This is a genomic window from Rudaea sp. (assembly GCF_036383415.1).
Lineage (GTDB): Bacteria > Pseudomonadota > Gammaproteobacteria > Xanthomonadales > Rhodanobacteraceae > Rudaea.
Genome location: NZ_DASVOK010000131.1, coordinates 1 through 1667, shown reverse-complemented (window position 1 = coordinate 1667; position 1667 = coordinate 1). Strand labels below are relative to the sequence as shown.

The window sequence follows — 1667 nt, the reverse complement described above, 5'->3', positions numbered from 1 at the left end:
CATGTACCGCATCAGCGTGAAGCGCGACGGCCTGGTGTCGCAGCATCTCCACGACAATATCCAAGTCGGCGACGTCATCGAGGCGCGGGCGCCGAGCGGCGGCTTCACGATCGATGCGCGCGAGAAACGGCCCGCGGTGCTGCTGGCCGGCGGCGTCGGCATCACGCCGATGCTCGCGATGCTCCGCCACGTGGTCTATGAGGGCCTGCGCACCCGCGGCATCCGGCCGACCTTCCTGTTCCAGGCCGCGCATGCCAAGGCGGAACGCGCGTTTGGAGATGAATTGCAGCAACTGGCCGATGCCGCAGGCGGCGCAGTGCGGATCACGCGCGTCCTCGGTGACGTCGATGGTGCCGAGCAGGGCGCGGACTACGACGCCGCGGGGCGGATCGACATGGCGCTGCTGTCGCGCGTCCTGCCGTTCAACGATTACGACTTCTATCTGTGCGGGCCGCCGCAGTTCACCCAATCGCTCTATGACGCCCTGCGCGGCTACAACATCGCCGACGGCAGGATTCACGCCGAGGCGTTCGGTCCGTCGTCGCTGGTGCGTAAGCCGGACCTGGCCACGACAGTGCCGCCGCGCCGGCCGCCTGCGACCACGCCGGTCCCGGTCGCCTTCACGGCATCGCTGAAGGAAGCGCGCTGGACGCCGGAGTCGGGAACGCTGCTCGAACTGGCCGAGCAGCGCGGCCTCAGCCCGGCGTTCAGTTGCCGGGAAGGCAATTGCGGAAGCTGCCGCACCCGATTGCTGGCAGGCGCCGTGACCTATCTGAAGCAGCCGACCGCCGAGGTGGCCGATGACGAGGTGCTGATCTGCTGCGCCGTCCCGGCGAAGCCGGATGGCGACGGCGAGGGATGGATCCAGCTGGATCTCTGATCAGCTGCATCCATCCAGTGGGGCCTTGGCGGCTGTTCAGCCCATGCTGCCCGGCATGAAGCAGCGCGGCCTTGGGTGGCCATCGAGGTAATACGGCCAGACCATGGTGCGGCCGGCGCGGTTCGGGCCAGCGACGACGGCCTCGTCGGGAACGTCGACCCATTCACCCTCGAGGCGGACGCGGTAGTGGCCGTCCTTGGTGTCCCAATCGGCATCGTCGACGCGCTGCGCGTCGCTGCCGTCGCAGCAGGGCCCTTTGCCGCTGTGCAGGCTCTCGTACCAGCCGTTCAACTCGGGATGGTCGTGATCATGGGCCTGCACCGGGACGATCGCCGGCAGGGCCAGCACGCCGGTGGCAAAAAGCATCGCACGCCAAAACGGTTTATTCATCTGATCCCAGATCCGGAAAGGCCCAGCAGCCAATCCGGACATGGTCATCGCATGCGCGGCATCAATAAGATGATGGGCGACATATATTCACATTCGTGCGAGGGCGCAGTGGATCGCCGGGCCGGCAACCTCAGGCGAGCAGGCTCATCACCTGGTCGATCACGGCCTTCACCCGCTTCGAATCCGGCCTCTGGTGCGCGAGCGCCAGCAGGCCGGCGTGCACCACCATGATGGTGTGCGCGGTGACGTCGGGGTCGAAGCCCTTGCTGAACTGGGCGCGGTCGGCACGCAGCCGCGTGCGCAACAGCTCTTCGAGCCGCCGGTTGTAGCGCTCGATGCTCCTGCGGAGCTCGGCCTGGTCGAGCGAGCCGTCGGTCGCGGAATTGATCGACAGGCA

The 1667-nt window shown here is 67.3% G+C and carries 3 protein-coding genes; 1 reads left to right on the top strand and 2 read right to left on the bottom strand.

Annotated elements, in window-relative coordinates:
- Positions 1 to 880, top strand: an 880-nt coding sequence (locus tag VF497_RS05110) for a 2Fe-2S iron-sulfur cluster-binding protein (protein WP_330886556.1), incomplete at its 5' end; no start/stop codon positions are given.
- 36 nt (positions 881 to 916) lie between these two features.
- On the opposite strand, the gene VF497_RS05105 is transcribed toward VF497_RS05110, so the two are convergent.
- Positions 917 to 1270, bottom strand: coding sequence for a hypothetical protein (locus VF497_RS05105; protein WP_330886555.1), 354 nt, complete (start codon positions 1268 to 1270; stop codon positions 917 to 919).
- A gap of 130 nt (positions 1271 to 1400) precedes the next feature.
- Positions 1401 to 1667 (bottom strand): hypothetical protein (locus VF497_RS05100; RefSeq protein WP_330886554.1); only part of this gene is annotated, 267 nt, incomplete at its 5' end.

Excerpts from the sequence above, each read along its gene's own strand:
- VF497_RS05105 (WP_330886555.1), bottom strand. The coding sequence starts at position 1,270 with ATGAATAAACCGTTTTGGCGTGCGATGCTTTTTGCCACCGGCGTGCTG.